Genomic DNA, 26,311 nt, shown 5'->3' on the forward strand with positions numbered 1-26,311 from the left:
TCTAAATGTTCGAAATATTCTCAGGGCTTGAGCCGGGTATTGCTCTAAGTCTTTGTTTGGCATTGTCTTTTGTTCTGGCTTTTGAATTTATCAATGGCTTTCACGACACCGCAAACGCAGTTGCCACGGTGATCTACACCAAGGCGATGCCGCCAAGGGTGGCTGTGGTTTGCTCGGGCATCTTCAATTTTTTGGGCGTGTTGCTGGGGGGGGTTGGCGTAGCGTACGCCATCGTGCATCTGCTACCTGTCGAGTTGCTGATAAACGTCAGCACCGGGCATGGTCTGGCAATGGTCTTTTCCCTGCTTGCTGCAGCCATTCTTTGGAACTTCGGGACTTGGTACTTCGGTATCCCCGCATCGAGCTCCCACACTCTGATCGGTTCAATCCTGGGCGTTGGCTTGACCAATGCCGTGTTGACCGGTGTGCCAGTAGCGGAGGGGATCAACTGGAAAAAGGCCACTGATATCATGATATCGCTGGTGGTATCTCCTACAGCAGGATTCCTGCTGGCAGGCCTGATGCTGTGGCTGTTCCGGCGCTACCTGCCTTTGTCGAAAATGCACAAGACGCCAGAGATGCGTCGCCTTGATGACGGAAAGAAGCATCCCCCATTCTGGAACCGCTTGGCACTGGTGCTGAGCGCGATGGGTGTGAGCTTTGTGCACGGTTCAAATGACGGCCAGAAAGGTATCGGCCTGATCATGCTGGTGCTGATTGGGATTGTTCCGGCCAAATTTGTGCTGGATCTGGATGCTACGCCCTACCAGATTGAGCGAACACGTGATGCAGCAGCGCATCTGGCACAGTTTTATCAGCGCAATCAAGCCCACCTTTCTGATTATCTGGCTCTCGGCAAGCGGACGCAGAGCGAGCTACCCGCCAAGTTCAAATGCGAACCCACGCTGACCGAACCGACCATTTTCGCCTTACAGGCGGCGCTTAACGGCGTAAACAACTACAACACGCTGGCCCCAGAAACCCGCCAACAGGTTCGGCGCTATCTGCTGTGTCTGGATGACACAGCCAAGAAGGTCGCGAAGCTGCCCAAGTTGCCAAAGCGTGAAGTGGCTGATCTGGAGAAGTTGCGTAAAGATCTGACTACCACTACCGAGTACGCGCCGGTGTGGGTGATTGTGGCAGTGGCCCTGGCATTGGGCATTGGCACCATGGTGGGTTGGAAGCGCGTGGTGGAAACGGTTGGTGAACGTATCGGACGCCAAGGGATGACCTATGCCCAAGGTATGTGTGCGCAGATCGTTGCTGCCTGTTCAATTGGTCTGGCAAACGTCTTCAGCCTGCCGGTGTCAACGACCCATGTGCTGTCATCTGGCGTGGCGGGCACGATGGTGGTTGGTGGTAGTGGCGTTCAGGGCGGTACGGTTCGCACTATCCTGATTGCCTGGGTGCTGACTTTGCCATCAAGCATGGCGCTTGCAGCCGGATTATTCTGGATACTGACCCATATTCTGGGCTGACCTTAAATCCCGGCTTCTACCCTAAAACGCTGCTATCGCGAGATGGCAGCGTTTTTTTATTACCTGAATGGATTGCCTGAGTGCAAATCCAATCCGTATCTTGCTACATGCAGTTTGTTTGCTTGCATCTTATTCGCATGTTTTATAGAGATTCTCTGATCGCCCGTATCAGGTATTTGATAGTAATGGAAGAGGCAATAATCCCATCTCAATACCTCTATTTTTCTTTGTTTTGGTATACGGGAAAACGCTAATACTTGTTAAAATCCAACGTAGTTTGATTGTTTGATGGTTTGACAATCATTCTGGTTGAGGTGCGAGCTTGCAAGGGAAATGCTTGTTGCATAAAGCTTATGCCCGTCAGAGTTTTTGATCTGAAAATTCAATCATAATTAAGTTATTGATTTCTATAAATATTTAAAACGAAGATGGATCAATGACATATCTTGTTTATTGCGGAGAAACCAATTGAATACCCGAATTTCATTTCGTGGTACATGGCTCATGCTATGTGCGATTTTCCTTTGTTGCCTTGCAATTCATCGAACCAGTTTTGCAATAGGTCTTGAGTTTGATGGTGTTTACCAGGCTAACGATGCTGCATCCAAACCCTGCAATGTGGCCAACTTCCTGACAGGTAAGTGTTCTTGCCCAAGTGTTGAGGGACCCGCTTATAACGTTCGTGTGATTGGAGACGGTGCTGGGGGAATTGGCGGTTCTAATTTCTTGGCGTGCTCATCCGGCTCCTCGGCGCTGAGTTCATTTGCTGGTCTATATATGCATGATGACAGCAAGAACTGCAGGATCGCGAATAAGTTGACAGGGTCCTGTTCCTGCCCAAGCGGTTCCAGTCCAATTGCGTTGCGTACCCTGTTTGATCCCAGTCCTGGCGTGATTTGGGGTTCGACACTAGCGCTGTGTGCTAAGAGTACGAATGCTCCCGTGGCATTCGGGGGGGCATATCAGATTGATGACAATGCGGTGTGTCGAAGCGGGAATCCCTACACAAATGGCACTTGCTCGTGCCCTGCAAATTTCCAGGCGCAGCCCACGCGTGCGGTTATTGATCGGGGACCAGGTCAGTATGGTGGATCTACCATTCACACCTGTTTGCCACAAAAAATAGTCCAGATCTGTAAGTCCTCAACTGGGCAACCGGTGATGGCTGATATTTCCGGCGCTACTCCTGCGTCAAGAGCGATTCAAACCTGTTTGGATAGCTTGCCAACCGGGGGGGTTCTTGCGTTACCCGCAGGGAAATATCGGGTTGATAGTCAGATTGGCCTGAAGAAGTCGGTAACGCTCCGCACCCAAGGATTGGAGAATTCAACGACCAGATGCGCCATAGACGGTAATGAGTGTGTGCGTTTGATCGCTGATCCACAGCTCCTCGTCTATGCAGGGATGTTGAACACGGTTGATGCCAATGGTAAGAGCGGCAGTATCGATAGTAAGACCAATCCACCCAATCGAGTAGATGGGATCACAATTGATCACATCGTACTGGACGGCAATCGTGCAAGTCGAAGTGGGAGTGCCGCATATACAAAGTGTAAAGGCGCTGGCGACGGCGGTTTCGATAATCGTTATGGATTTAATGCAGAATTATTCGGTGACAATCTCACCGTAAAGTATTCGGCATCAATTAACGCTCTGTGCGGTACAGCGCTCGGTTTTTTGGGTAACAACGCTACGATTCGCTCAAACACTATTTCAAATAACGGGGTAAATGAACCCAATCTGTGGTCTGACGGATTAACGGCAAGTTATGCGCACAACAGTGTGATTGCTGACAACTGGCTGGTTGACAATACCGATGTGGGTCTGATCGTTGGAGGGGGTAGAAACGTTAAAGTGACCGACAACAGGGTAACTCAAGTTGGAAAGAAAGCTTTCTCTGCCATGATGTTACATAGTTTCTTTCACAATACGCCGGAGGATCGCATCAGTGCCAAAGGATGGGGAGACTTTACCGGGGCTTTAATTACCGGTAACACCGTAGATTGTGCATATACCGATACCAATCCAGGTAAGCAGTGCTTTTATGGCTTTAATTTAGGTGACCATGCCTGGACGGCTGGAACGATCCCGCTGTGGGGAGGGACTATTGCCAATAACAATATTCGCGGGGGTGTTATCGCGATCAATCTGGATGGGATGGGCGATGCAACTCACCCCACTACGTTGAGTAATAACACGGCTGTGACAAAACTTAACGTTCTTACTTCCTGCACTGAGGTTCCAAGCGGCAGGGCTATCGCCAGTAGCGCTTATAACTACAATACGGCAGATTCGAAAGCTGTCTTCAGCCCGATGCCCGCTGGTGTAACCAATCAGGAAACGCACGCTTGTATCGGTAACTAAGTAGATCTTTTCGTAGGTTTTGGGCCCCGCCGTAAGTTGATTGCGACGGGGCTTTGTTTTGTCGAAAGGTCTGTCGGGAATGCGACTCCAACGAGGGGGGGCTGATGCGGCTTTAATAAAGCCTCGGTATATCAAGCAATTGTCTGATGCACGGTTTATATTTTGAGAAGTCCGTCTGCTTTAAGACGATGGTCGCTTACTGGTTGGGGAGGCGCCGATGCAACGCTTGCTGTGGATCTGTGCGGGGCTTTTGTCGTTCTGGAGTTCGACCGTCTGTGCTGACGACGAAGTAATTTTTCCGGCTCCGGAATCAGCGGCGGATGTTCGGCATAACGATGTGCTGGAAATGCTGCGAACGTCGCTGGAGCGAACCAAGGCCAAGCATGGTGGTTATGTGTTGCGTCAGGCCGACTTGCCGATGAACAAGGCCAGACAACTTGCGACTTTGAGTAAGGGCGACCAGCTCACCATCATCTGGAGCGGAACGTCGATGGAGATGGAGACGGACTTTCTTCCCGTAAGAATCCCTTTGCGTAAAGGCTTGGGTGGCTGGCGGATTTCGCTGATAGCGAGGGAGATGCAGCCAGAGTTTGATAAGGTTCGTACTCTGGATGACCTCAAACGCTTTTCGATGGGGCAGGGCAATGGCTGGGCCAGTGCAGATGTCTTGAAGATGGCAGGTCTGAATGTGGTAACCAGTAACTATGACAGCCTGTTCAAGATGGTGGCGATGAAGCGGATTGATATGTTCCCGCGTGGCCTATCGGAAGCCTTTGTCGAGCTGGAGGCCAATGCGGCAAGGATTCCCAATCTGATGGTCGAGCAGAGTCTGGTGATCCGTTATGACACCGCCTATTACTTCTTTTTGAACAAGCAGAATAACCGGCTTGCCAAGCGAATTGAGGAGGGGCTGCGCATGATGATCAAGGATGGTAGCTTCGACGAGATTTTCTGGCGTTACAACGGCGATTCGATTCGCAAAGCCCGGCTTGCAGAGCGACGTGTGATCCGGATCGAAGACCGTACTTTGCACCCGTTAACGCCGCTTGCGGATAAAAGTCTCTGGTTTGACCCGGCAACGACCAAGATGCCACCCGCTCCGAAATAAGACTGCTCCAAGGCGAGATGGGCCTGCAGGAGGGGGGATCAGATTGACTCGCCCAAGGCGGCTGCCCATTGCATGGCGGCTATCAAAAATTGATTGAGTTCATTCAGATCCAGTCGCTGCCAGTGGCCGAGTAGCGCCGAGGCCGTTGCGACGTCGCCTTGCTCCGTGGCTTGGGTCAGGCGTAGAAGGTCACCCAGCAAGCCTGCCTGGCTGATCAGTGCCGATTCGACAGAGGCGTCGAGGTTGAGGGGCTTGATGATTTCGGGTAGCGGCATCCCGAACAGTACGTCAATCAGTGACAGCATTCCTACCATGAAGGCCCGGTCTTGCAGGACCTTGTTATCGGGCGCCAACTTGCCCGCCACTAGCTCCATCATCCTGCCGCGGGTTGCTGCGGTTTGCACCAGCGGGTCGCGGTCTGGTGCGATGCCGGATGAGCTGGCAAATACCATGATCTGAACCCAACGCTGCAAATGCTGCCGACCCAGCATGGTTAACGCGGCGCGCATGCTGCCAATTTTGCGGGATGACCCGAATGCCACCGAGTTGATCAGCCTCAGCAGGGCGACCGAGAGGTCGGGGGCGAGTTTCAGCGTCTCTTCGATTTCCAGGGTATCGGCATCTGCCATGACTTGCGTCAGTAGCCTGATCAGCAAGCCGACCGATGGGCTGGCTGGTTTGCCGGTAAGGATGGTGGGCTTGGCAAAGTAATAGCCTTGAAAGTAATCGAAACCCAGGTCCAGACAAAGCTTTTGTTGTTCGGGGGTGTCTATCTTTTCGGCGAGAAGTTTGACCGGATATTGGCGCATGGCCTTCACCAAAGGCGCCAGCTGATCAGGAGGGATGGCCAGGACATCAAGCTTGACCACGTCAATCAACGGCAAAATGGCTTTCTGCGTAGCATCGAGGCCAATGACGTCATCCAGCGCCAGCCGGTAGCCTGCTGCTTTGAGGACCTTGGCGCGGGCGATGACCTCCGGTGTCAAGGCGACGGTCTCCAGTATCTCTAGTACAACGTGCTGTTTGGGCAGCAATTGCAGCGCATCGCTCATCAACAGGCCTTCGCCGATGTTGATGAAGCCCAGGCTCTGGCCGAGTACATTCTGTACCCCGAGATTGGAAAATGCATGCTGAATGACCGACGCCGAGGCCTCGTCATCATCCAGGACATTTGCTTCGTTGACTTTTCCATCCCGGAACAGCAACTCATAAGCCTGCAGTTCCTGCTTGCGTCCCACAATGGGCTGCCGACCGAGGAAGAACTGTTTCGGGTCCATGAGCTGTCTGTGTCCCCTGCTGAGAAGTTCACGCGCACTACGGCTACCCGCTACGCCTGGCTGCATCGGGCTGACGGTGGGCAGACAATGGGTGTTTGTTCAATGACTATAGCAGCTGGCTGGCGCGATGCTGCTCATTGCGGCTGTGCCATCTGGCGCAACCGGGCGAGACGGGCGGGTTCGTTGCGCACCAGCCAGGCATCGTGGTTCAGCACGAAATAGGCTTTGCCGTAGTAGTTGCGTGCTTCGTTGGCGCGGCCCAGCAGGCGCAAGGTCTCGGCGATTTCCTCGTAGACGTAACCATCTTCCTCCTTGCGGGCAGCGAAGGCAGCTTCAAGCCGGACCTGCATATCGAGCGCCTTTTCCAGCTGACCACTGATGCGCAGTAGCTTGCCAACCGACCAGCGAGCGAGCAACAGCGGCTTGCCGGTGCTGTTGGCCTCGTGCCATTCCAGGGCTTTTTGCAGGTAGACCAGCGCCTTGGCGTAGTCGTTCAGGTCGTGATAGGTCCAACCCATATTGTTATAGATGGAGCCGACCCACTCATTGGCGCGCTTGTCGGTAGTGGTCTCGGCCAGCTGCAGGGCTTTCTGGTTCCATTCCAATGCGGTTTTGCCGGTTTCGCTCAGGGCGACCATATGGGCGGCGTCAATTGTGTAGAAATCCAGTCGGTGCTTTTCGGCAAACAGATAGGCACTACGAAACCAGCGCTGGGCTTTCTTGGGTTCGCCCGCCGCGCTGATCAACCGACCACGTTCGAGCATGTAACGGGCGCTGACGGTAGGGGAGAGGTGGCTGAGTTCATCCTGAACCGAATCGAGTGTCAGGTGGGCCTGATCAAACTTCTCCTGCATGCCCTGGGCGCGGGCAATCTGTGTCCTGACTTCGGCTCTGGCGGAGGGGTTGGACTTGAACTCTTTACTGTCGAGAAGCTTGGCAAAGCGTGTTTCGGTCTTGGCGGGATTGTCATAATCCCACTGCTTGTCAAAATCAACCAGGGCGCTGGCAGTGGCACAAAGCCAAACTGCCATACCCATTGCGAGTGCTACGGAGCGCATATTGGTGGGCTAAACACGTATAAAGCCGCTTTCTACCAGTTCGTCGAGCAAAAAGGCAAAATCTTCTGCGCCTTCCGAATCGGGTGCGAAGCTGAAAACGTCTTGATGAGCGCCGACACCTTCCATGACGTTTTGACTTTCATAAATCTTGGTCCGGCAGAATTCCTTGCCGTAGCGCTTCGAAAGCTCGTGCCCGACTTTCTCGCCGCTGGGATGGCCGCGAATATAACGGTTGAGGAAGTAGCGGCGTGGCCGGTATAAGCCCATGGCAGTCAGGCCGCGCAAGGTATTTTCGAGTTGGTGGGCGCCGTTTAGGGCCAGATACTCGGCAGTGACGGGCACCAGAATCACGTCGGCGGCAATCAGGGCCGACAAGGACAGCACACCCAGCATGGGGCAGCAATCGATCAGTACCGGGCAACCACTATCCGCCAGCATTTCCTCCTGCATGCCCCGTCTTAGCTTGCGCAGGCTTTTCTGATTCTGACTCATCAGCACATCGACCCGTGCCAGCTCCATATGCGAGGGGATCAGATTGACGCGGTTGCTCAGCTGCCTCACCAAATCCGAAAGACCTGCCTTTTCCTGAAAGAAGGCGTAGACCGACTGGTCGGCGGGTACTTCGACCCCGCATAGCATGGTCAGGTGTGCCTGCGGGTCGAGGTCTATCATCAAGGGTTCGAGATTGTTGCGTGCCATGGCCGCTGCAAGGTTAGCGGTCGATGTGGTTTTGCCTACTCCACCTTTCTGGTTGAACACTGCAATCACGGTCATAGGTTTTCCTTGTTGCCGATCGTTTTATGGGCCGGACTCCGCACAGACGGGGCCGGCCCCACCACCATTAAAGCACCTCGGCTGCGTGGTCGGCGAGTCGTGAGCGCTCCCCGCGCTGCAACGTGATGTGGCCGGCGTGTTCCCAGCCCTTGAAGCGATCCACGACATACGTCAGGCCGGAACTGCCTTCGGTCAGATATGGCGTGTCGATCTGCGAGATATTGCCAAGACACACCACCTTGGTGCCTGGGCCGGCGCGGGTGATCAGGGTCTTCATCTGCTTGGGGGTCAGGTTCTGCGCCTCGTCAATGATCAGGAATTTGTTGAGGAAGGTCCGCCCGCGCATGAAGTTGAGCGATTTGACCTTGATGCGGGAGCGGATCAGATCGCGCGTGGCGGCACGTCCCCATTCACCAGATTCGCCATCGCTTTGATTGAGCACATCCAGATTGTCGTCCAGCGCCCCCATCCACGGTGTCATCTTCTCTTCTTCGGTGCCAGGCAGGAAGCCGATGTCTTCGCCAACCGGCACGGTGACGCGGGTCATGATGATTTCGGTATAGGTCTTGTGCTCCAGCGTCATCATCAACCCTGCGGCAAGCGTCAGCAGGGTCTTGCCGGTACCGGCCTGACCTAGCAGCGTGACAAAGTCGATTTCCGGATCCATCAGGAGATTGAGCGCAAAATTCTGCTCTCGATTGCGGGCGGTGATCCCCCAGATCGCGTTCTTGGGATGGGTGTAGTCCTTGATGCTGGCAAGGACAGCTGTCTTGCCGCTGACTTCGCGCACAATCGCCAGGAACGGGCGCTCCCCGCCCTCCTGAAACACCATCTCGTTGAGCAGCAGGTTGCTGCAGTCTGGCCCTGTCAGCCGGTAATACGCATGCCCGGCTTCCTGCCACGACTTCATGTCCTTGCCATTGCGCTCCCAGAAGGTGTCGTCAATTTCACGCATGCCGGTGTAGAGCAGATCGGCATCTTCCAGCACTTGATCATTGAAGTAATCCTCGGCGGATAGCCCGAGCGCGCGGGCCTTGATCCGCATATTGATGTCCTTGGACACCAGAACCACTTCACGCTTGGGGTTCAGCCGCGCCAGATGCATCACGACGGCCAGAATCTGGTTGTCCGCCTTGCCCACCGGTAGCTGTACCGGCAGCTCTCCTGAAACCGCCTGGGTTTGCAGAAACAGATTGCCACCTGCCAGCCCTTTGCTGGGCTCGCTCAGGGCAACGCCTTCGGTAATTGAGGCTTCAGATCCTGAAACAATTTCATCCAGAAAACGACTGGCCTGCCGTGCATTGCGCGCTACTTCCGACATGCCTTTCTTGTGGCTGTCGAGTTCTTCCAGCGTCACCATTGGCAGATAAACATCGTGCTCTTCAAAGCGATAGAGGCTGGTAGGGTCGTGCATCAATACATTGGTATCGAGCACAAACAGCTTGGATTGCCGGGCTTTCGATTTGGATTTGCGAGTAGCCATGACCAAGGTTTCCTGAAGAGCCGGCAAGGTACCGGCGATGGAACGCTGCCCGCTGGCAGGACACGCTTCCTGCCGGATCGGGCTCTGTGGGCACCCGTCATGACGGCAGGGCCGTTTGGGGGTGCCAGGGCACGGTTGAGGTTTTGTTTCCGGCGAGACCCGGAGAGGCACGCTGTTGTGGAGGCTCTCCCGCTCGGGATAGCCGTACTGCGCACACTGCCTTGCCCCAGAGTTCGGTCCGGTGCCGACCGGAAATGAAAATCAACAGAGCCTATGTGAGTGCATCAGGTGTGCGAGAAAGTTGTTTGAAGATATCAGCCCTCTTTCAGTACAAGCGCAAACAGAGCCTAGGCCAGTTTCTGCACGAATGCCAGAACCTCGGCAACATGGCCCGGAACCTTGACCCCACGCCACTCTGCGACGATCTGACCCGTGGCATCAATCACAAAGGTACTGCGCTCGATGCCTCTTACCTGTTTGCCGTACATGTTTTTCATTTTCATGACAGAGAAGGCAGTGCAGGCGGTTTCTTCGGGGTCGGATACCAGTTCAAACGGTAAGGTCATCTTGGTCTTGAACCCTTCGTGCGACTTCAGACTGTCGCGTGAAAGGCCGAAAATGCGGCAATTGGCTGCAGAAAATGCCGCATGATGATCACGAAAGTCAGCGCTTTCGGTCGTGCAGCCAGGCGTGTTGTCCTTAGGGTAGAAATACAACACAAAGGCTTGCCCGCGCAGACTGTGGGTATCAAAGGTGGCGCCGCCGGTCATGGGCAGGGCGAGAGTAGGGCAGGGGGTGTTCAGCATGAGGGCTCCTGAGAGGGATGGCTTGTGTGGGTTGTTTGACGTCGTAGAAGCCGGGAGCCTGTCCGCAGAAGCGGACAGGTCGAAGAGTCAACGGAACCTAGCTATGTGCGCCCTGGCAACCCGTCAGCAGGCGCTTGATCGCCGGTAGATCGACGAGTTCGATCTGCTTGTTCTGTACAGTGATCAGGCCGTCAGCCTGGAATTTCGAGAGGGTGCGGCTCACTGTCTCCAGCTTCAGGCCGAGGTAGCTACCAATTTCCTCTCGCGTCATCCGCAGGTGAAATCCAACGGCCGAGAAGCCTCGGGCAGCCAGGCGTTGTGACAGGTTGATCAGAAATGCCGCCAGCCGCTCTTCTGCCCGCATATTGCCTAGTAACAGCATGACGCCTTGGTCTCGGACGATTTCGCGGCTCATTACCTTGTAAAAATGCAACTGCAGGGCTGGAATGTCGCGGGACAGGCTCTCGATCTTGCTGAAAGGCAGTTCGCAGACTTCGCAGTCTTCCAGCGCAATGGCATCGCAGGCATGGGTTTCGGTACTGATCGCATCCAGGCCGATCAACTCCCCAGACATCTGAAAACCGGTGACCTGCTCTCGCCCATCTTCCGAAACCACACAGGTTTTGAAAAAGCCGGTGCGGATGGCGTAGAGCGAGCGGAACGGGTCTCCGGCACGAAACAGATACTCGCCCCGTTTAACCGGGATGCGCTGGTTGATGATGGTATCGAGCTTGTTCATCTCGTCCTGGCTCAATCCCAGCGGCAAACAGAGTTCGCGCAGGCTGCATGCCGAGCAGGCGGCTTTGAAATGGTGAAGGGAGACGTCGGTGATCGGTACCGTTACGTTGGGCTGCATGGTGTTGCTTTCAAGTTGGATGCGATTCTTTATGGCCGCGTAAGTCGGTGTTACGCGCTGCGAACCGGTTGATCAAGGTCAATACCGTCAGTTTGCCGTTTAGGCACACTGCGAATCAATCTCAGTTGGAAAATTTAAATATGAATACGCTGCCTTTCCCGTCGCCACTGGCGCGGGCATCAGAGTTGCAGAGGGTCGAATTCGACCGTGAGCTGATTCGCCGGTACGACGGCAAGGGGCCGCGTTACACTTCCTACCCCACGGCTGACCGCTTTATCGAAGCCTACACTGCAGAAACTTACGCGAACTGGGTAGGAAAGCGGCAGCTGGGCGCAGTCAGCCATACTCTGTCGCTCTACGTTCATTTACCGTTTTGCAACACGGTTTGTTACTACTGCGCCTGCAACAAGGTCATTACCGCCAATCGTAACCACGCTGACAAATACCTTGACTATCTGGAGCGGGAAATTGCCATGCAAAGGGCGCTGATCGAGGGGCCTGCCAAAGTTGATCAGCTGCATTTCGGTGGGGGGACGCCGACTTTTCTGTCGGATGCCCAACTCGAACGTCTGATGACAACCATCCGCCACCACTTCGATTTGCAACCCAATGGCGAATTTTCGATCGAGATTGACCCTCGCAAAGTGGCACCCGCCACCATAGCATTGCTTGCGCGGCTGGGTTTTAACCGGATGAGCGTCGGTGTGCAGGACGTCAATCCGCAGGTGCAACAGGCGGTGAATCGTGTTCAATCCATCGACGACACTATCGGGGCAATCAAAGGGGCGCGTAGTCATGGTTTCAAATCTGTCAGCATTGATCTGATTTATGGCCTTCCGCTGCAAACGCCTGCCAGCATGCACGAGACCATTCGGACCGTCATCGACATGGACCCCGATCGCATTGCCCTGTATAGCTATGCGCATCTGCCAAAGCTGTTCAAACCCCAGCGACAGATTGATGAGCAACAATTGCCGTCAGCTGCTAGCAAGCTCGATATCCTGCAACAGTCGGTTGAACAGCTGCTGGCTGCCGGATACCTGTATATAGGTATGGACCATTTTGCCAAGCCCGGTGATGAGCTGGCAGTGGCTTTACGCCAAGGGCGCCTGCATCGCAATTTCCAGGGCTACTCTACGCACGCGGATTGCGACATGCTGGGGCTTGGTGTTTCCGCCATTGGTAAGGTGGGGCCAACCTACAGCCAGAATCAGCGTAGTCTTGACGACTACTACGACATGATCGACCGCGGCGAACTACCGATCATGCGGGGCATGGTGCTGAGCGCAGATGATCTGGTGCGCAGGGCGGTGATTCAGGCGCTGATGTGCCAGTTCGAATTGAGTTTCGAACCGATTGAAACTGCCTATCTGATCGAATTTGATAGCTACTTCGCCAGCGAATTGCAGCGCCTGCAGGCATTGGCAGAAGATGGCCTGATCCAGTTCGAGCCGGGCCGCCTGGTGGTGACGCCCAAAGGACGCTTTCTGGTCAGGGTGATTGCCATGGTTTTTGACAAGTACCTTCAGGCCGAGGAAGCAAGTCATCGCTACTCGAAAGTAATCTGACCCGTTTGCGAGCCCGTCAGTGGCCGGTGGAGCTAGCCTCCATCGGCCATTTTCGTTTAGGGTGTATTTAGGCGCTGTTGTTGTTTGCTTTTGGTCCCCTCTGCAGGGACGGAGGGGGCTGCCGAATTCGGGCTTGCTGCCACGTTAATCTGCATCTGGCAGCTAAATAAAATCCGCCGCTTAGCGAACCGACAATATTTGATACCCCAAGTTAAATTTGAAAGTTGAGCAGAGTTGTTAGACCCCGGATTGATCGGCATTTTTCTGGCAGGTTTGCTGGGTGGCACCCACTGCGTTGGCATGTGCGGTGGTTTGGTAACCGCTTTCGCGCTGCAACTTCCGTCGCACCGACGCCCATTTCCATACTTTCTGGCGCTCAATACTGGTCGATTGTTTTCCTATTGCTTGATAGGTGCCTTGCTGGGTGGCATTGCGGGTGGTGCTCTTGCGCTGAGCCCCGCAGCGAAATTGCAACAGGTGCTGTTTATTGTGGCGAATGCACTGCTGGTCGCGATGGGCTTGTACCTTGCGGGAATCAGTGCCATCACCTCCCGTCTTGAGCTAATCGGCAACTGGCTGTGGCCACGCCTGCAGCCGCTGCTTCGCCATTTCCTGCCGATACGAAGCGTGTTCTCGGCGACCGCTGCGGGGGCCATCTGGGGCTGGTTGCCCTGCGGTTTGGTTTATACCGCTGGTTTGTCTGCCTTGGCCTCTGCAAGTGCCTGGCGGGGGGGGCTGGTGATGCTGGCGTTCGGGTTGGGAACCCTGCCTAATTTGCTGCTGATGGGCGTTGCGGCACAGACCCTGCGCCAGTGGGTGGCAAAGCGGCCATTGCGCTTGGCTGCCGGGCTCTGTCTCATATCAATCGGCACGTGGCGCTTGCTGGACACCATCTGGTATCTGAGCGCAACCCAGTAAATATTGAAACGTACCCTTACCTAAACCTACTTCAGCCCACCCCAAAGCGGAGGTCTTCAGCATGGAAACCGAAACCGGCTTGCAACCCGGCCCTTTTGACAGCGAAACGATCTGGCGTGAGGCGTTGTTCTCATGCCTGCAAAAAGCCCAGCGTCGTATTTGCCTGTTTGATCGGGATTTGGCTGGATGTGGTATCGAAACTTTGGCCACGGCCGAGCTGATGCAGAAATTTCTGGCAGAGTCGCGTTACAACGAAGCGCATTGGCTGATCCATGACTCGGACTATTTCCTGCGCCGCTGCCCTCGTCTGATCAAGTTGCTGGAGACATTTGGCCATGGCTTCAAGATAAAAGTCACAGCCCCCCATGATCAACGTGCCGAAGATTGCTTTCTGTTCGCTGACAAAGCGTATTCGGTGCGACGTTTTCATGTGGATCAGCCCCGTGGCGTTTACAGTGAGAACCCTGCTGATGTCGCTGTACTGCAACAAAAATTCGCCAGAATGTGGCAAGAAGCAACTGACCTGAGCGGCTGGCAGCGCCTGATGGTATAAACTATGTTCCTGACATGCAGGGTGAGATTCGCTTTTGCATGTTGCAGTGCAATTTGCGACTGGCAATTTTTGCCGGACCTGCTAGAATTTTGCGGTCGGTCGTAAGTGAAGCTTCTGGGCCGGTTAGTAGTTGGGTTGCAACTGATACGACTCAATTACTAACCGGCCCCGGTTTAAAAGCCCTCGATCAACGGTCGATCGAATGGTTGGTTTAATTTCTCTGTCTTAACTCTGTACTAGTTTAAAAGGTATAACGATGAACAAGTCCCTGCTCGTTGCTGCTCTGTTTGCTGTTGCTCTGACCGCTTGCGGTGAGAAGAAGGCTGATACTCCTGCTGCTGATCCTGCTGCTGCAGCGCCTGCTGCTACCACTCCTGCTGCTCCTGCTGCAGAAGCCAAGCCTGCTGAGCCTGCAGCTGCTCCTGCTGCCGCTCCTGCTGCAGAAGCCAAGCCTGCTGATCCTGCTGCTCCTGCAGCCGCTCCTGCTGCTGCTCCCGCAGAAGCTCCTAAGCAGTAATAAGGATGCTAGCCGCCTGCCTTATGGGCGGGCGGTGCGCCTACTGGCGTAAAATTGTAATCAGTCAGTAATTGATTGGTTAAAACAAAAAGCCCACCAATGGTGGGCTTTTTGTCGTTCCAGGGCCTTGAGAAGCTTCATTGAAAGCCATGTGTTGTGAAGTTGGGAGTACTACGCGAGTTAGAGTTGATCAGATATGAGTGGCAACCAAACTATCCCCAGGCTTGATCGCGTGCTTGCGGACTTTCCCTGAAGCAAAACAAAACCCCCTGCTACGACAAGCAGGGGGTCTGTCTGTGGCATCCAATTAACGTCGATGGCTGTACATCAACAATTTTATTGTCGGCATGCCGCCTTAGTTGCCAATACTGGTTGCACGCTTCAGGTAATCGGCTAGCGACCCCAAATCATTCAGTGCCCCGCCATTGGCATCAAGGTAGTAGACACGGTCATCGCGAACACCAACGTATCGGTTAGTACCTTCAAAGTAACGATAGTAGTAACCGCCAGCGGTCAGGGATGGTGCATCTGCGGGTTGCAGGATCGTTGGGTAGGTTTGTACCGCCCAGTCGAGTACACGGTCTGCATCCGACTTCTGGTTGTCGGCAGGCAGGCCGCGAATGCGATTGTTGCCGCTATCTGCAAAGAACAGATTCCCCTTGGCATCTACCGCAACGGCACGCGGCTGGCTTAACAGAGCAGCTTTGCCAGGCATACCGTCACCATTGAAGCCTGCAGCGCCACTACCGGCAACGGTGTCGATGGTGCCTGTTTTGGCATCAACACGGCGGATGGCGTGGTTGAGGGTGTCGGCGATGTAAATATCGCCATTTGGCGCAACCGACAACGAAGCTGGGAAGTTCAGGGAAGCGACGACCGCTGGCCCACCGTCACCGGCGTATAGCCCTGCACCCTTCGATGTCTTGCCGTTACCGGCGATGGTGGTGATGGTGCCATCGAACAGATTGACCTTACGCACCAAGTGGTGAGTCCAGTCTGCAATCAGCAGGTGACCATCCTGTGACATGGCGATATGGGCGGGTGCACCAATATCGGCCTGAGTGGCCAGGACGCCATCTGCCAGCTCTTCGCCACCCCCTGCGATCGTGGTAATGACACCAGTCTTAGCGTGGATGCGACGGATCAGACCGTTCAGCGAATCGGCGATGTACAGGTTGCCGCCTTTATCAACAGCCAGACCTGCCGGCTTATTGAAGGCTGCATCGATAGCTGGGCCATCATCGCCGCCGTAGCCAGCCGTTTCTACGCCAGCGATTACAGACAGTACGCCGGTCTTGCCATCACGGCGCAGAATACGATGGTAGCCGGTATCGGCGATATAGACGTTGCCGCTGGCATCGACGGCGACACCTGCAGGCGCCTTGGCGTATTCAGCATCAGGAATCCGGCCATCGGCTCCGCGGCGCTTGCCGCCGGCGATGGTGGCAAGACGACCCTTGGTATCAATCATGCGGACGCGGTTGTTGTCGGTGTCGGCAACATAGAGGTTACCGACCGCATCAAAGGCCATGGCGCGGGGGGCCACAAACGGTGCAGAGAGGGCAGGGCCGCCGTCACCGAGGATGTCGCCAACACCAGCAAACGTGCTGATCAAGCCCTTGGTATCGATCTTACGGATGCGATGGTTTTCCGAGTCGGCAACAAACAGGTTGCCAGCGGGGTCGATTGCGATCTGTGCCGGGTTGTTCAGACGGGTCTGGTTGGCGGTAACGCCATCCTTGTCGTAGCCGCCGTAGGTGGTGTTGCCATAACCGGCCAGAGTGGAAATGACTTTGCTGCGACTATCGATTTTACGCAGACGGTTGTTCGAACTGTCGCTGATATAAACATTGCCTGAAGCGTCAACTGCTACGCCTTGTGGCCAGTCGAAGTTGGCGGCGGTGGCAGCAATGCCATCCCCCCCCATGCCGGTGGCGCCAGTGCCCGCGTAGGTCGTGAGCAGACCCGACACGGCATCGACGCGGCGGATGCGATTGTTGGCTGCATCGGCAATGAACATATTGCCAGTCTGGTCGAAGGCAATGGCTGTCGGGTTGGCCAACTGTGCGCCAATGGCGGGACCGCCATCACCACTGAAGCCACCATCGCCTTGAATGCCGGCAAAAGCGGTCACGATGCCGGACTTCATGTCGATCTTGCGCACGCGGTGGTTGTAGCTGTCGGCAACGTACAGATTGCCGGTGCGGTCAAAAGCCAGACCTGTCGGGTAGTTGAAGCCTGCCTGCTTGGCTGGGCCGTTGTCGCCACGGTAGTCGGCAAATTCGGTGCCAGCAATGGTGGTGATGATGCCGGTGGCGGCATCAATGCGGCGGATGCGCTGGTTCAGGCTGTCTGAAACGTAGACATTACCGGCTGCATCGACGGCGATGCCTTCGGGAGAGTTGAAGCGTGCCAGTCGGGCAGGGCCGTTATCACCGGCAAACCCCAGTGCGCCGGTGCCAGCGATCACTTCACTCTTGCCCGTGGCGCCGTCGATCTTGCGGATCATGTGGCGCTGGGTGTCGGCGATATAGAGATTGCCTTTCGAGTCGGTTGCAACAGCGGTGGGACGTCTCAGAATCACATCCGTCGCAACGGCCGGCTCAATCTTGGCATTGCCGGCGATTGTTACCAGACCGCCAGCATTCGCGGCGACAGGGAAGCAGAGTGAAAAAGCGGCGCAGAGCGCGGTCAGCCCAAGTGTGGTTTTTTTGTAGTGTCTCATCGTTAAATTGTCGTCTTGAAAAAATCAGGAAAATGAACAAGCGCGAGGGATTATTGCGGGCAGCGGGCGAGCCTTGCAAGTGGATTCATCAGAGAAGTCGAATATAGTTTCGAGCCGGGCTTTAGAGTGGGGGCCAGAAGCAGTCTGGTGTCAGGTTGTCCTGCGTAATCTGTAAGGGCCAAAGTGACATTACGGATAACGATGTTTGTTGCGGTAATTGCAATGTGCGGGTTAAAACTTTTTTAAATTCAACGATAAACAGCAATATCAAGCCAGTTGCTTGTCGGCTAGAAATAAGAAATGAACAGGCCGCCTAGCCAAACAGCTATGGAGCCAGGTTGGTCTGACTGCCTGGCATGTGTCTGGGCAGGTCATGGCGAGGTGTTCTGATCCGTGTCGGTGCAACATTTGGTGAATCACGCCATGGGTGCAGATTGGGGTACCTGTTGCCTGACTACGACAGTTGGTCGGGTGAATTGTTCGATTCGCTGGCTTTTGAGGTGAATCCTGGCTGGATCAGCCCCCGGCGCAGGGGGGTAGGGGGCGCAGAGGAATCGTTGATGGAACTGGATGTCAGAACCCTCTATGTCGCACTGATGGTCGCCACGCTCTGGTCGGCCATCATGGTGGGGGCTGCCAATCTGGGAAACCAGGCAGCACCCGGCGTTTGGCGTTGGGTGTTGGCCTACTTGATGTTGACTGCGAGCTGGGGGCTGGTGGCGCTGCGAGGACACGCCCCGAACTGGCTGACGGTATTGACGCCAAATTTGCTGATTTTCTCGGCATGCGCGCTGATTCACTCGGCGATCGTGGTGGTGCTGGGCAGTTATCGCCGATTGCAGCTGACATGGTCGATCACTCTGGCTGGCAGCCTGGCTTTCACCCTCTGTTTTCCCTTCGTTGAGTTTTGGGCACTGATCTGCATCAATTCGTTCACTGTGGGGTGCATCCTGCTCAATGTTAGTACCGTGTTGCTGCAGGGAGCCAAGCGCAGTGCTGCCCCCGCTCGATGTACCTTGGGTTTGTGGCTGGGAATGGGGGGCGTGATGATGATGGTGCGGCTGGTCAACGGCGTGCTCAACCGGCCGATTGACCTGATGCCCAATGGCTGGCCACAAGTCTTGATCCTGCTGATCGCGTTAACCATTGTGCTGGGCAGCGTATTCGGCTTTGCCCTGATGTCGCGGGAAGAAATGTTGCTGGAGCTGAACCGGCGCGCAACATTCGATGCCCTGACCTGCGCCTATAACCGCCATGCCTTCGACCCGGTCGGACAGGCTGCGCTTGCCCGCCTGGCACGCGAAGGCGGCGCGGTGTCTGTGCTGATGCTGGATCTTGATCATTTCAAGCAGATCAATGACAGCTATGGCCATGCGACGGGCGATGTCGTGCTGCAGACCGTCACAACCCGTTTTCAGGATCACCTGCGAGCAGGCGATGTATTGGCGCGTTATGGCGGGGAAGAGTTTTGCGTGCTGCTCCCTGCAACACCTTTGCATGACGCCCTGGACGTGGCTGAGCGTCTTAGACTGGCGATTGCTGGCCAACCGGTGATGGCGGAGCAGCGTCAGCTGATTGTCACCGTGAGCATCGGTGTTGCTTCCACCGCTACCAACGGCGTTTTCTCCGATCTGATTGCCCGTGCAGATTCTGGTCTTTACGCAGCCAAGGCAGCGGGCCGCAACTGTGTGCATGTTGAAACGACATTCAGCTAGGCGCCGTTGACGTTTTGTTTCCGGTCCTCCTTGTGGGGACTTCGAATTTCGCCGGATGTGGGCTTGCCGCGGTGTTGACTGCCAGGTTGTAAGGCTTGTATTGCAAGTTTTACAACTTGTACGCCCCTTTGACCGTGGCTGCCTGGTCGCTCATGCCAATCGCCGCCGGCTAGGATGAACAGCTGACTGACAGGGTTGCAGCCCAATCCGGGGGCAGATCGGCGTAGGCCTCCCATGCCGGCTGTTCGTCGAAAGGTGCCTTCAGCAGCTGATGCAGGCGCTCCACCTCGCTGAAGTCCCCGGCTTGCGCATGACGGATGGCGGACTCCGCCAGATGGTTGCGCAGGACGTATTTGGGGTTGACCTGATTCATGCGGATGCTTCGGGCCGCATGCTGGCTTTCCTCTCGTAATAGACGCTGGCTGTAGCGCTCTGCCCAGGCGTCGAAACGTTCCCTGTCCAATACCTGATCACGCCAGCGTGTGAGATCGCCCCCTGGCGTGAACATGGCGAGGCTGCGCCAGAAGCGGGTCCAGTCGCTGCGTGCCTGGGCAAGCAGCTCCAGCAATTCTTCCAGCAGCGCTGCGTCCGTGTCTTCTTCGGTAGCAAGCCCAAGTTTGCGGCGCAGCATGGCCAGATAGTCAGCCTCGAATCTTGGCTGGAATGCCTGCAGCGCTGCCACCGCAGCATCTCGGTCGAGCAACGGGATCAAGGCCTGGGCCAGGCAGCTGCAGTTCCACAGTGCAATCTGTGGCTGCTGGCTGTAGGCATATCGCCCGGTTTCGTCGGAGTGGTTGCAGATGTGGCCTGGATCAAAGCCGTCCAGAAATCCATACGGGCCATAGTCGAGCGTTAGCCCGAGGATGGACATATTGTCGGTATTCATCACGCCATGGCAGAAGCCAACCGCCTGCCATTGCACCAGTAGGTCGGAAGTGCGGGCGATCACTGCTTCCAACAGCGCCTGATACGGATTGTCTTGCTCCCGGCAGGCTGGGTAGAAGTGGTCGATGACGAAGTCGGCGAGTGTCTGGATTTGCGCGTGCTGACCTCGGTAGAAAAACAGTTCGAAATGGCCAAATCGGATATGGCTTGGCGCCAGTCGGGTCAACACGGCAGCTGTTTCCAGCTGCTCTCGCCAAACCGGTGCGTTTGAGCCGCCAATCGCCAGCGCACGGCTGGTGGGGATGCCCAGACCGTGCATGGCCTCAGAGGCCAGATATTCGCGGATGGTTGACCGCAAGACGGCCCTTCCGTCCCCCATGCGTGAATACGGCGTGGGGCCGGCACCTTTCAGCTGCATCTCCAGCCAATCGCCGTTGCGCGTCTGCACCTCGCCCAGCAGCAAAGCCCGGCCATCTCCCAGCTGAGGGACATACACACCAAACTGATGGCCTGCGTACACACTGGCAATGGGGCGCGCCGAGGCGGGCATCTGGTTGCCGACCAGCCAGTGTGGTAACTCGTCGCCAGAGGGCAAGGCGATGTTCAGTTCACTGGCCAGATCGTGGTTGAACGCCACCAGATAGGGGTTGGGCAAGGGCGTAGCAGGCACTTCGCGGTAAAACGAAGGGCCCAGGTCGTGAAAGCGGTGCTGCATCGGTATGTCGGAAGAGGTGGGCATGGCGCTTGCTGACAATGGCAGGAAAGACCGGAAACGGTGGCTCGGCAAGATCAGATCAGTGCACGGCCGCACAGCTGCTCCAGCACCTTCAGCGGCGAGCGGCTGGGGTCGTACAGACCGGACACGGGTAGGTGCAGGGTTTGTTCAAGCAGAAACTGGCCTGACATGGCGGCATGCGGGGTTTGATCGGAAAAGCAGATCCAGACGCTGCCAGGGGGAAAATCAACCGCCAGCTGCGGCGAATGGATCTGATAATCGTTGTCTGCCTTCATGGCATCGTGCAGATGGAGCATCAGATGGTCATATTCACTACGACGTGACTTGGTGATGCCCAGTGCCTGCAAGATTGCGGCGCTACCCGGAAAAGGGCGGCTGATACCCGGCAGAAAGCGTTGGGCGACCGTGGTGAAATCCTGCCCCACTCGCCAGCGGCGCGGGAGGTCATCCGGGTTGATATTGCAGAATACCCTCAGGATCCGCTCCCCATGATTCGGCCGCGACGGAAATGCATCGACGTGCAGTCGAGTATCGTCCTTTTTGCGCGAAGACGGGCGGCCTGCCACCTCAAATGGGCGAAAGCTGGTCCGCGCGACCTGCAAGGTCTTGCTGTAATGCGGTAACAGCGATTGGATCAGGCCCACCGCGCGGCTACGGTAACGACTGATCATCGCTCCAAGGGCTTTCAGCTCCTCCTCGTTACCGTGGGCGCCTTTTAGCTGACCATTTTTGGATTCAAAACTGATGTTCTTGGCACGGCCATTTGACCAGCTTGGCGACAGGAAGCGCTCCTCGTCCGAATTTAGCCGAAAAGCCAGCTGCGGCAGATAGAGCACTTTGCCGTCTTCCAGGGCCGATGCCAGCTGGTTGGTTTGCTGAGGGTCAATCTCGGGGTCCCATTGGCTGATGTTCAGCGTCATCAGGCGGTTTTGCATGGCGTTCATGGGCATGATGAAAAGACGGTACCGCCGCGAGGGTTAAAAACGGCCCGAGGCTAGCAAAAAGCGCTGGTCGGGACAAAACATTTCCTGATGGCTACTTGCCCTGCGCCGCTGGCGTGAGATCGTGCCTCTGAAAAAGCGAGTGCCGGAGAAACCGCCGCTGCCGCTGCGGAACAGGCGGATGGGTGCAAAAAGTGCGCCGTTTGTACAACACTTCTGGGGGAGACGGTCGGACGGATCGTCGGGTTACAAAACCCGGGTGTCTAGTGGCAATTGCATGAATCGAAAAGAAATTTGTTACTGCTCTGGTGTCGATGCCCACCCACTGCCAACGCCAGGCTGACTTGGCTGCCGGGCTTGCTATAAACCAATCACACGGGCCGCCGGATGCGCGAGTACAATGCGCGCCCTTTTAACCCCCCGTTTCACATAGGAAGCAGCCATGAACTGGACGGTCGCGGACAGCCGCAGCGTGTACGGCATCCGGCACTGGGGTGCCGGTTACTTTGACATTGGTAGTAACGGTCAGGTGATTGCCCGGCCGAATGGTCCGCAAGGGGGAACGATCGACCTGTATGAGCTGACACACAGCTTGCGTCAGGCCGGTCTTAGCCTGCCCATGCTGGTCCGCTTTCCCGCCATCCTGCAGGATCGGGTAAGGCAACTGACCGGCGCCTTCAACGAAGCTTGCCTCAAGTTTGGTTACAACAACCGCTACACCGCGCTGTATCCGATCAAGGTTAACCAGCAGGAAGCGGTGGTCAACAGCCTGATTGCCACGCCAGATGTCTCGATCGGGCTGGAAGCGGGCAGCAAGCCAGAGTTGCTGGCCGTGCTGGCCTTGGCGCCGGCAGGGGGCACCATTGTCTGCAATGGCTACAAGGATCGTGAATTCGTCCGCCTTGCACTGATTGGCCAGAAGCTTGGGCATCAGGTGTTCATCGTTATCGAGAAAGAGGCAGAAGTGCCTCTGGTGATCGAAGAAGCCCGCAAGCTTGGCATCATGCCGAATGTGGGTGTGCGTGTACGTCTGGCCTCGCTGGGGAGCAGCAAATGGGCCGATACCGGGGGTGAGAAGGCGAAGTTCGGCTTGTCGGCGGCACAGTTGCTCTCTGTGGTGCGGCGCTTTGTCGATGCCGGGATGCGTGAGAGCGTACGTCTCTTGCATTTCCATATGGGTTCACAGATCGCCAACCTTGCCGATTATCAGGTTGGTTTCAAGGAAGCGACCCGCTATTTTCTGGAGCTACGCAATCTTGGCCTGCCGATCGACCATGTCGATGTAGGGGGCGGTCTGGGTGTGGATTACGACGGGACTCACTCGCGCAACCCAAGCTCCATCAACTATGACCTGGACGAATACGCGGGTGCCATCGTCTCGATGCTCAAAGAGTGTTGCGACGAGCATGAAATGCCGCATCCGCGCATCATGAGCGAGTCGGGTCGGGCGCTGACGGCGCATCATGCCGTGCTGGTGCTGCAGGTGACTGATGTCGAGCAGCCCTTTGACACCATGCCTGAGATTGAAGATCTGCAAGATCAGCCGGAAACCATGCAGTGGTTGTATGAGTTGCTGTCGCAGTCCGATGAAGACATGGCGACCGAAACCTACCATCGTGCCACCCACTACTTTACCGATCTGCAGCAGCAGTATGCTGATGGCCGCATCAACCTCGCGCAACGCGCACTGGCCGAGCAATGCTATTTTGCGCTGTGCCGGCGCCTGCAGCGTATTTTGCAAGCCGCACATCGCTCGCATCGTCAGGTGTTCGACGAGCTGCACGAGAAGATGTGCGACAAGTATTTCTGCAACTTCTCGGTATTTCAGTCCTTGCCAGATACCTGGGCGATCGGCCAGGTGCTGCCGATTTCTCCGCTGCATCGTCTCGATGAACAACCCACGCGCCGTGCTGTCCTGCAGGATCTGACCTGCGATTCGGATGGCCGCGTCAAGCAGTACGTGGATCAGCAGAGCATTGAATCGAGCATGCAGGTCCACGATCTGCGGCCCGGCGAGGAATACCTGTTAGGCGTGTTCCTGGTGGGGGCGTATCAGGAAATTCTGGGTGATATGCACAATCTGTTTGGGGACTCGGACTCGGTGAATGTCTACCTCGACGAACGCGGCGAAATCAGCCATGAGCGCGTGGAGGTGCATGACACGATTGAAGACATGCTGCGCTATGTTCACCTGCAGCCCGAGCAGTTGCGTGCCTTCTATCGTCAGAAAGTGGCCAATGCCTTGTTGACACCTGCGGAGCGGGCCGATTTTCTGGATGCCCTACAACTTGGCCTCACCCGTTCTTCCTATCTCACTACGTAGTTATTGCAAACGTGCAGACGAAGGAATGGCGAGATTAAACAGGTATGAGCTCCTGAGTTAAAATCAAGTCTGGCTTGCAATCGGCGCTCTATGGCGCCGATTTTTTATGGCGTGACACGGATTGGCGGGATAAATAATCTGTCTCAATTTTCTGCGAAAATGCCAGAAATGATTCTATGGAATTAATTTTGAATGACCCAAATTGCTCAATATAAATATTTTGCTCTGATGCTAACTTCATTTGCCCTGGTCGGTTGTGCGACAACAGGCAAGCCAGACCCTCTGGATCGTGAAGGTGTGATGCAAAATCCCAAGCAGCCGGTGTATTTGCTCAGTATGACGCTTAGGAATAATGTCAAACCAAAGCCGCCACGGGTCCTTGAAGTGGAAATTGAAAAAGAGAATGCTACCCAGGATGATATTGATCATCTGATATTTAAAACCGATAAACGGGGGGTGGTACGGGGCAAAGTGGAAAATACCTATTACTTCCGGATGGAGGGTGAAAAGGGTAAATACCATGTCAAATCGATTCGTGGAGAAGCAAATTATTATCCGATGATCTGCAGATTCGAGGTGCCGCTATTTATGGATATTCCGTCGGATAAACCTGGCGTGTATTACCTCGGGCATGTCGATGCGACCGTCCGGGAAGCAAAAGGCGACGAGTTCCGGGCTGGCCCCTTGCTGCCAATACTGGATCAGATGGTTTGCGGGTTTCCCGACGGAACCTTTGAAGTAAAAATTACGGATGAGTTGGCCAGTGACAAGGCGAAATTTCTGCAGATGTACCCGAGTTTGCAGAATGCCGATATCCAGACAACCCTCTTGCCTCCCCATGATCGAAGTCGCGCCCAACGCTGGTGGGCGCCAGCGGTGCGTTGACCAGGACGCGTGCGTGCTTCAGCGATGCTTGGTGAGGCGGGCGATGTAAAACAAAAAGGGCCGAAAGGCCCTTTTTGTTATTGTCGCAAATCAAATCAGAAACCGGCTTTGTAACCGAAGCGGCGGCTCCAGGATTGCCGCACCCGCAGTTTCATGGCGTCGGGCAGCGGAACGTAGCCCGCTTCGCGCAAGCTGCTGTCACCATTCTTGTAACCCCAGTAGATGAAGTCGAGCACACTGTTTACATCCTTGCCGGCTTTGGGCACCACCACGAAGGTGGCCATCGACAGTGGCCAGCCACGATAGGTGTCATTGTTGGCCAAGACCAGATAGAAGTCGGAATCCCCATAGGTACGCGCCTTTTCAGCCTCGTATTGGGTGGAAGCCTGGATCGACTCGGCACTGGCGCTCAGAAATACCCCCATGCGATTCGGCAACTGGGTGAAATCGAGTTTTTCGCGTGCGGCACGGCCATAGTCGAGGTAGGCGATTCCGCCGATGGTTTTCTTCAGCGTCTCTACGACGGCACTGCTGCCCTTTACCGGCAGACCAGAAAGACCGGTAACTGCCGATTTGACGCCCTTGCCCGCCGCTTTCCAGCTGGTGTTGGTGGAATCCAGATAGCTGCTCAGGATGAAGGTCGAGCCCGATGGTTCGGTTCGATAGATTGGGATAATCCCGACGTCCAGCGCCTTGGCGGGAAGCTGGCTGTTCAGTTCGACGATTTTCGGGTCGTTCCAGCGCTTGATTTTGCCAAGATAGATGTCAGAGATCAGCTCCGGGGTGAGCTTGACCTGGCCAGCGGGTATGCCCGGCAGATTGATGGCCATGACCAGTCCACCGAGGGCAACCGGATATTGGGCGATACCCCGTGCTTCCAGATCGTTGGATTTGAGCGGTTCATCCGACGCGCCAAAGTCGCTGCGTCGTTCCAGTACGCTCTTGATGCCTTCGCCTGAGTCGGTAGGCGTGAAGCTCAGATCCTTGCCGGTGGCGGCGCCATAGGCGGCACCCCATTTTTTGTACAGCCCTTCACTGAAGCTGGAGCCGGCGCCATTGAGGGCGGCGGCGAATGTGCTGGAAGTGGACAGGGATAATGCGACGAGAATTGCGATATTACGTGTTGCCTTGACGACCACATTTACCTCAAAAAAAGCGATGAGAGCTTGCTGGCATATTGGTGAAACTACGGAGTTTCAATTGCTATATTTTATGCAGGCTCTATGTAAGTGACTGAAAAAATGAATTATATCATTTATTGCGTCGCAGCAAATCTGGTTTAAATGTCGGACAGTCAATTTGGCGGTGTGGATTTCCCCAATCGAAAAGGGTTTTAAAAGG

General features: G+C 55.5%; 20 protein-coding genes. 10 read left to right on the forward strand and 10 right to left on the reverse strand.

The annotated features are described in order from the left end of the window. Window positions 1–56: 56 nt before the first annotated feature. The 3 genes from PZA18_RS04645 (at window position 57) to PZA18_RS04655 (ending at window position 4,950) form a co-directional block, all read left to right on the forward strand. Window positions 57–1,478 (forward strand): inorganic phosphate transporter, encoded by a 1,422-nt coding sequence (locus PZA18_RS04645; protein ID WP_308447327.1) that lies wholly within the window; start codon window positions 57–59, stop codon window positions 1,476–1,478. A gap of 1,161 nt (window positions 1,479–2,639) precedes the next feature. After that, complete coding sequence (locus PZA18_RS04650; RefSeq protein WP_284099629.1) at window positions 2,640–3,842, forward strand: right-handed parallel beta-helix repeat-containing protein; 1,203 nt, start codon at window positions 2,640–2,642, stop codon at window positions 3,840–3,842. A gap of 217 nt (window positions 3,843–4,059) precedes the next feature. Then, window positions 4,060–4,950: a substrate-binding periplasmic protein gene (locus tag PZA18_RS04655; protein ID WP_284099630.1), complete on the forward strand. Its 891-nt coding sequence runs from the start codon at window positions 4,060–4,062 to the stop codon at window positions 4,948–4,950. Window positions 4,951–4,988: 38 nt separating this feature from the next. Here PZA18_RS04655 and PZA18_RS04660 read toward each other — a convergent pair whose 3' ends face one another. The 6 genes from PZA18_RS04660 to fnr form a co-directional block, all read right to left on the reverse strand. Next, window positions 4,989–6,227 carry an EAL and HDOD domain-containing protein gene (locus tag PZA18_RS04660; RefSeq protein ID WP_284099631.1) on the reverse strand — a complete coding sequence of 413 codons (1,239 nt, stop codon included), beginning with the start codon at window positions 6,225–6,227 and terminating at the stop codon, window positions 4,989–4,991. Between the two features lie 134 nt (window positions 6,228–6,361). After that, window positions 6,362–7,258, reverse strand: coding sequence for a tetratricopeptide repeat protein (locus tag PZA18_RS04665; protein WP_284099632.1), 897 nt, complete (start codon window positions 7,256–7,258; stop codon window positions 6,362–6,364). A gap of 36 nt (window positions 7,259–7,294) precedes the next feature. Further along, entirely contained in the window at window positions 7,295–8,059 is a 765-nt protein-coding gene (locus tag PZA18_RS04670) for a ParA family protein (protein ID WP_284099633.1), read from the reverse strand. A gap of 67 nt (window positions 8,060–8,126) precedes the next feature. Beyond that, complete coding sequence (locus PZA18_RS04675) at window positions 8,127–9,542, reverse strand: PhoH family protein (protein ID WP_284099634.1); 1,416 nt, start codon at window positions 9,540–9,542, stop codon at window positions 8,127–8,129. A gap of 347 nt (window positions 9,543–9,889) precedes the next feature. Continuing rightward, a complete protein-coding gene (locus tag PZA18_RS04680; RefSeq protein WP_284099635.1) occupies window positions 9,890–10,348 on the reverse strand; it encodes a peroxiredoxin in 459 nt (152 codons plus the stop codon). Between the two features lie 97 nt (window positions 10,349–10,445). Then, window positions 10,446–11,204 (reverse strand): fumarate/nitrate reduction transcriptional regulator Fnr, encoded by a 759-nt coding sequence (gene fnr / locus PZA18_RS04685; RefSeq protein ID WP_284099636.1) that lies wholly within the window; start codon window positions 11,202–11,204, stop codon window positions 10,446–10,448. A gap of 140 nt (window positions 11,205–11,344) precedes the next feature. Between fnr and hemN the strand changes: the two genes are divergently transcribed. From hemN to PZA18_RS04705, 4 genes are all read left to right on the forward strand, one after another. Then, window positions 11,345–12,772, forward strand: a complete 1,428-nt coding sequence (gene hemN, locus PZA18_RS04690; protein ID WP_284099637.1) for an oxygen-independent coproporphyrinogen III oxidase — start codon at window positions 11,345–11,347, stop codon at window positions 12,770–12,772. Window positions 12,773–13,006: 234 nt separating this feature from the next. After that, a complete protein-coding gene (locus tag PZA18_RS04695; RefSeq protein ID WP_284099638.1) occupies window positions 13,007–13,690 on the forward strand; it encodes a sulfite exporter TauE/SafE family protein in 684 nt (227 codons plus the stop codon). 61 nt (window positions 13,691–13,751) lie between these two features. Then, window positions 13,752–14,243 carry a DUF7931 domain-containing protein gene (locus tag PZA18_RS04700; RefSeq protein ID WP_284099639.1) on the forward strand — a complete coding sequence of 164 codons (492 nt, stop codon included), beginning with the start codon at window positions 13,752–13,754 and terminating at the stop codon, window positions 14,241–14,243. Between the two features lie 311 nt (window positions 14,244–14,554). Further along, complete coding sequence (locus PZA18_RS04705; protein WP_284099640.1) at window positions 14,555–14,812, forward strand: hypothetical protein; 258 nt, start codon at window positions 14,555–14,557, stop codon at window positions 14,810–14,812. A gap of 303 nt (window positions 14,813–15,115) precedes the next feature. Here the strand turns inward: PZA18_RS04705 and PZA18_RS04710 are convergent, their stop codons facing one another. Next, the gene (locus PZA18_RS04710) at window positions 15,116–17,485 is read right to left on the reverse strand and encodes an NHL domain-containing protein (RefSeq protein WP_284099641.1); all 2,370 of its coding nucleotides are present in this window, start codon (window positions 17,483–17,485) and stop codon (window positions 15,116–15,118) included. Window positions 17,486–17,931: 446 nt separating this feature from the next. Here PZA18_RS04710 and PZA18_RS04715 point away from each other — a divergent pair, with 446 nt between their 5' ends. Beyond that, complete coding sequence (locus PZA18_RS04715; protein WP_284099642.1) at window positions 17,932–19,200, forward strand: GGDEF domain-containing protein; 1,269 nt, start codon at window positions 17,932–17,934, stop codon at window positions 19,198–19,200. Window positions 19,201–19,369: 169 nt separating this feature from the next. Here the strand turns inward: PZA18_RS04715 and PZA18_RS04720 are convergent, their stop codons facing one another. Both PZA18_RS04720 and PZA18_RS04725 read right to left on the reverse strand, forming a co-directional pair. Next, complete coding sequence (locus tag PZA18_RS04720; protein WP_284099643.1) at window positions 19,370–20,824, reverse strand: protein adenylyltransferase SelO; 1,455 nt, start codon at window positions 20,822–20,824, stop codon at window positions 19,370–19,372. A 50-nt stretch (window positions 20,825–20,874) separates the two neighbouring features. Beyond that, complete coding sequence (locus tag PZA18_RS04725) at window positions 20,875–21,765, reverse strand: Kdo hydroxylase family protein (protein WP_308447328.1); 891 nt, start codon at window positions 21,763–21,765, stop codon at window positions 20,875–20,877. 439 nt (window positions 21,766–22,204) lie between these two features. Here PZA18_RS04725 and speA point away from each other — a divergent pair, with 439 nt between their 5' ends. Both speA and PZA18_RS04735 read left to right on the forward strand, forming a co-directional pair. Next, window positions 22,205–24,085 (forward strand): arginine decarboxylase, encoded by a 1,881-nt coding sequence (gene speA / locus PZA18_RS04730; protein ID WP_284099644.1) that lies wholly within the window; start codon window positions 22,205–22,207, stop codon window positions 24,083–24,085. A 192-nt stretch (window positions 24,086–24,277) separates the two neighbouring features. Then, window positions 24,278–24,970, forward strand: coding sequence for a hypothetical protein (locus tag PZA18_RS04735; protein ID WP_284099645.1), 693 nt, complete (start codon window positions 24,278–24,280; stop codon window positions 24,968–24,970). A gap of 95 nt (window positions 24,971–25,065) precedes the next feature. Here PZA18_RS04735 and pstS read toward each other — a convergent pair whose 3' ends face one another. After that, window positions 25,066–26,109: a phosphate ABC transporter substrate-binding protein PstS gene (pstS, locus tag PZA18_RS04740; protein WP_284099646.1), complete on the reverse strand. Its 1,044-nt coding sequence runs from the start codon at window positions 26,107–26,109 to the stop codon at window positions 25,066–25,068. Window positions 26,110–26,311: the final 202 nt, after the last annotated feature.

The sequence above is a fragment of the Parachitinimonas caeni genome, assembly GCF_030129945.1.
GTDB lineage: Bacteria > Pseudomonadota > Gammaproteobacteria > Burkholderiales > Chitinimonadaceae > Parachitinimonas > Parachitinimonas caeni.

Bases quoted from the DNA above. Each gene is read 5' to 3' on its own strand.
- speA (WP_284099644.1), top strand. From the start codon at position 22,205: ATGAACTGGACGGTCGCGGACAGCCGCAGCGTGTACGGCATCCGGCAC.
- PZA18_RS04650 (WP_284099629.1), top strand. From the start codon at position 2,640: ATGGCTGATATTTCCGGCGCTACTCCTGCGTCAAGAGCGATTCAAACC.
- hemN (WP_284099637.1), top strand. From the start codon at position 11,345: ATGAATACGCTGCCTTTCCCGTCGCCACTGGCGCGGGCATCAGAGTTG.
- PZA18_RS04675 (WP_284099634.1), bottom strand. From the start codon at position 9,542: ATGGCTACTCGCAAATCCAAATCGAAAGCCCGGCAATCCAAGCTGTTT.
- PZA18_RS04670 (WP_284099633.1), bottom strand. From the start codon at position 8,059: ATGACCGTGATTGCAGTGTTCAACCAGAAAGGTGGAGTAGGCAAAACC.
- PZA18_RS04725 (WP_308447328.1), bottom strand. From the start codon at position 21,765: ATGAACGCCATGCAAAACCGCCTGATGACGCTGAACATCAGCCAATGG.
- PZA18_RS04700 (WP_284099639.1), top strand. From the start codon at position 13,752: ATGGAAACCGAAACCGGCTTGCAACCCGGCCCTTTTGACAGCGAAACG.
- PZA18_RS04680 (WP_284099635.1), bottom strand. From the start codon at position 10,348: ATGCTGAACACCCCCTGCCCTACTCTCGCCCTGCCCATGACCGGCGGC.
- PZA18_RS04735 (WP_284099645.1), top strand. From the start codon at position 24,278: ATGACCCAAATTGCTCAATATAAATATTTTGCTCTGATGCTAACTTCA.
- PZA18_RS04655 (WP_284099630.1), top strand. From the start codon at position 4,060: ATGCAACGCTTGCTGTGGATCTGTGCGGGGCTTTTGTCGTTCTGGAGT.
- PZA18_RS04710 (WP_284099641.1), bottom strand. From the start codon at position 17,485: ATGAGACACTACAAAAAAACCACACTTGGGCTGACCGCGCTCTGCGCC.
- fnr (WP_284099636.1), bottom strand. From the start codon at position 11,204: ATGCAGCCCAACGTAACGGTACCGATCACCGACGTCTCCCTTCACCAT.
- PZA18_RS04720 (WP_284099643.1), bottom strand. From the start codon at position 20,824: ATGCCCACCTCTTCCGACATACCGATGCAGCACCGCTTTCACGACCTG.
- PZA18_RS04660 (WP_284099631.1), bottom strand. From the start codon at position 6,227: ATGGACCCGAAACAGTTCTTCCTCGGTCGGCAGCCCATTGTGGGACGC.
- PZA18_RS04665 (WP_284099632.1), bottom strand. From the start codon at position 7,258: ATGGCAGTTTGGCTTTGTGCCACTGCCAGCGCCCTGGTTGATTTTGAC.